This window comes from Mesorhizobium sp. M4A.F.Ca.ET.020.02.1.1 (genome assembly GCF_004022645.1).
Lineage (GTDB): Bacteria > Pseudomonadota > Alphaproteobacteria > Rhizobiales > Rhizobiaceae > Mesorhizobium.
This window is the reverse complement of record NZ_RZOI01000641.1, coordinates 1-3,491: the sequence shown is the minus strand read 5'-3', so window position 1 is coordinate 3,491 and position 3,491 is coordinate 1. Positions and strand designations below refer to the sequence as shown.

The 3,491-nt window shown below is 68.6% G+C and carries 4 protein-coding genes and 1 pseudogene; 4 read left to right on the top strand and 1 reads right to left on the bottom strand.

All coding sequences use genetic code 11. The features are described 5' to 3' along the window. The 4 genes and pseudogenes from EN742_RS28420 to EN742_RS28405 form a co-directional block, all read left to right on the top strand. Positions 1–756 (top strand): annotated as a pseudogene (locus EN742_RS28420) (precorrin-3B synthase); the annotation flags it as partial. Then, positions 713–1,345, top strand: coding sequence for a precorrin-8X methylmutase (locus EN742_RS28415; RefSeq protein ID WP_126054012.1), 633 nt, complete (start codon positions 713–715; stop codon positions 1,343–1,345). The pseudogene EN742_RS28420 and the gene EN742_RS28415, both read left to right, overlap by 44 nt. Then, positions 1,342–2,091, top strand: a complete 750-nt coding sequence (locus EN742_RS28410) for a precorrin-2 C(20)-methyltransferase (protein WP_126054011.1) — start codon at positions 1,342–1,344, stop codon at positions 2,089–2,091. Before EN742_RS28415 ends, EN742_RS28410 begins: the two co-directional genes overlap by 4 nt. Beyond that, positions 2,088–2,852: a precorrin-3B C(17)-methyltransferase gene (locus EN742_RS28405; RefSeq protein WP_126054010.1), complete on the top strand. Its 765-nt coding sequence runs from the start codon at positions 2,088–2,090 to the stop codon at positions 2,850–2,852. The genes EN742_RS28410 and EN742_RS28405 overlap by 4 nt, the downstream gene beginning before the upstream one ends. Here the strand turns inward: EN742_RS28405 and EN742_RS28400 are convergent. Next, positions 2,816–3,491 (bottom strand): cobalt-precorrin-6A reductase (locus EN742_RS28400; RefSeq protein ID WP_128333539.1); only part of this gene is annotated, 676 nt, incomplete at its 5' end. The two genes, EN742_RS28405 and EN742_RS28400, sit on opposite strands and share 37 nt — an antisense overlap.

Genomic DNA, 3,491 nt, shown 5'->3' with positions numbered 1-3,491 from the left:
CCTTCGCGCCCCCCTCTGTCCTGCCGGACATGTCCGGCAGGACAGAGGGGGGCGCCGTAGAGCGCCATCCTGCGCCAGCCCGCTCCCCCATCGGCATCTTTGATCTCGCGAATGGCCAAGCCCTCGGCATCGGCCTACCCTTCGGCAGCATGCCGGCACGGAATCTCATCGATCTCGCCGGCCAAGCCTCGGATCTCGGCGTGACCGAGATCCGCCTGTCCCCCGGCCGCGCCATGCTCTTCCTTGGCCTCGCCCCATCCGCCGGCACCTCGCTGCAAACCTCCGCCGCCGCCCTCGGCTTCGTCACCGACGCCGCCGATCCGCGAACCCGCATCGCTGCCTGCCCCGGCACACCGGCCTGCGCCTCCGGCCGCATCGCCACCCGAGCCATCGCCGAAACCATCGCGGCGCAAAACAGCGACCTCCTCGACGCCTCGCTCAGCCTGCACGTTTCCGGCTGCGCCAAAGGCTGCGCGCATCCCGGCTTGGCCGCCCTCACACTGGTCGGCGACGAAAACGGAGCCGGACTTGTCGTTGGCGGGACGGCAAAGGCTCTTCCTGCCGGATACAGGCCGGGCTATGACGCCGCGCGCGGCATAGGCGGCATCCTTGCAGCGATCCGCGCGCAACGACATCGAGGCGAAACCGCCGCGGCTTGCCTCACAAGGCTTGGCGCGGCCGGCATCGCCGAAATCTACCGACAGGAATGAGCATGGCGGCCTACGACTACATCCACGACGGCACGGCGATCTATGAGCGCTCCTTCGCCATCATCCGCGCCGAGGCCGACCTGTCGCGCTTCTCGGACGCCGAGGCCGATGTTGCGATCCGCATGATCCATGCCTGCGGCCAGGTCGAGGCCGCCAGCCATTTCGTCTTCTCCAGCGGTTTCGTGGATGCGGCGCGCGCGGCGCTTGCCGCAGGCGCGCCGATCTTCTGCGACGCCGAGATGGTTTCGCATGGCGTGACCCGCGCTCGCCTGCCGGCCGGCAACGAGGTGATCTGCACGCTGCGCGATCCGCGTACGCATGAGATCGCGAAAGAAATCGGCAACACCCGCTCGGCCGCGGCAATCGACCTCTGGGGCGAGCGCATCGCCGGCTCGGTCGTCGCCATCGGCAACGCGCCAACGGCGCTCTTCTATCTGCTGGAAAAACTGCGCGACGGCGAGCCGAAGCCGGCGGCGATCATCGGCATGCCGGTCGGCTTCGTCGGGGCCGCCGAATCGAAGGACGCGCTGGCCGAGAATTCCTATGGCGTGCCTTACGCCATCGTGCGCGGCAGGCTGGGCGGCAGCGCCATGACCGCCGCTGCCCTCAACGCATTGGCGAGGCCCGGCCTGTGAACGCGATTGTAAAAGGCCGCCTCGTCGGCGTCGGCACCGGTCCCGGCGATCCCGAGCTACTGACGCTCAAGGCTGCGCGGGCATTGGCAGAGGCCGACGTCGTCGCCTATTTCGCCAAGCGCGGCAACAACAGCAATGCGCGCGCCATCGTCGAGGCCCGCTTCCGGCCGGACATGATCGAGCTGCCGCTGCTCTATCCGGTGACGACCGAGATCGACAAGGATCACGACGACTACCGCTCGCAGATCGCCGATTTCTACGCGCAGTCGGCGGAGGCGGTCGCGGAACATCTTGCCGCCGGCAGGATGGTGGCGGTGCTGTCGGAAGGCGACCCGCTGTTCTACGGCTCCTACATGCACCTGCACGTTCGCCTCGCGCATCGCTTCCCGACCGAGGTCATCCCCGGCGTCACCGCCATGTCCGGCTGCTGGTCGGCGACCGGCCTGCCTATCGTCCAGGGCGACGACGTACTGACTGTCCTGCCGGGCACGATGAGCGAGTTCGAGCTGACGCGGCGGCTGGCCGACACCGACGCAGCGGTGATCATGAAGGTCGGCCGCAACCTGCCCAAGATCCGGCGCGCGCTGCAGGCGACGGGCAAGCTTGCGAAAGCCGTCTATGTCGAGCGCGGCTCCATGCCGGGCAGCGTCTCGATGCGGCTAGCCGACAAGCCGGACGACAAGGCGCCCTACTTCGCCATCGTGCTGGTCGCCGGCTGGTCCGCCCGCCCCGGAGCAAAGGCATGAGCGGCCGTCTCACCGTCATCGGTCTCGGCCCCGGCAATGCCGACCAGGTTACGCCGGAGGCAAGACGCGCCGTGGCGGAGGCTTCCTTCTTCTATGGCTACAAGCCCTATCTCGACCGGCTGGAGTTGAGAGCGGACCAGACCCGCATCGCATCCGACAACCGCGAGGAGCTTGCCCGCTCCAACGAAGCTCTGGCCAAGGCCGCCGAGGGCCATAACGTTGCTGTCGTGTCCGGCGGCGACCCCGGCGTGTTCGCCATGGCGGCAGCGGTCTGCGAAGCGATCGAGGCCGGCCCGACGGAATGGCGCGCGGTCGACCTTGCGGTCGTTCCCGGCGTCACCGCCATGCTTGCGGTCGCCGCCCGCATCGGCGCACCGCTCGGCCACGATTTCTGCGCCATCTCGCTCTCCGACAATCTGAAGCCATGGGAGTTGATCGAGCTGCGCTTGCTGGCTGCCGCCGGCGCCGGCTTCGTCATTGCGCTTTACAACCCGATCAGCAAGGCGCGCCCCTGGCAGCTCGGCCGCGCCTTCGAATGCCTGAAAGCGATCCTGCCCGGCACCACGCCGGTCATCTTCGGCCGCGCCGCCGGCCGGCCGGACGAACGTATCGACGTGCATCTGCTTGCGGATGCCGATGCGGAAAAGGCCGACATGGCCACCTGCATCATCATCGGCTCGCCGGAAACGAGGATCATCCGGCGTGGCGACAAGCCGTCGCTGGTCTACACGCCACGCTCGGCAACGGGCGCGAAAAGATGATCGACCTTGGCGGCCATCTGATCGACGGTCTCGGCCGACGGAACGTCCGGCACGGGCGGCCGACGGACCATGACCACTTCGATGCCGAAGGCGCGCGCCGCGGCGATCTTGCCGTAGGTCGCCCCGCCGCCGCTGTTCTTGGACACGACGGCATCAATGCCGTGCTTTTCGAGCAGCGCGCGTTCCTCCGCTTCCGGAAACGGCCCGCGCGCCAGCAGATAGATCGCGTCGGGCACACCCAGTTTAGGCTCGACGGGGTCGACGCTGCGAATGAGATAACGGTGCTGCGGTGCCGCCTCGAAAGCGCTGGCCTCCTGTCTGCCGATCGCCAGGAAGGCGCGGCGCGGCGCCGTGCCGAGCGCCCTCGCCGCCTCGGCCGCGCTGTCGACCAGCGTCCAGCGGTCACCGGCCACGGGCTCCCAGCCCGGACGGCGCAAGGCGAGGATCGGCACGCCGGCCTGCCTGGCCGCTTCGGCGGCATTCGCGGAGATGCGCGCCGCATAGGGATGTGTGGCATCGATCAGCAGCTCGACCTTTTCCTGGTCGAGATAGGTCGCCAGTCCCTCCGCGCCACCGAAGCCGCCGCTTCGCACCGGCACGCCTTGCGCGACAGGGCTTTCGGTGCGGCCGGCCAGCGAA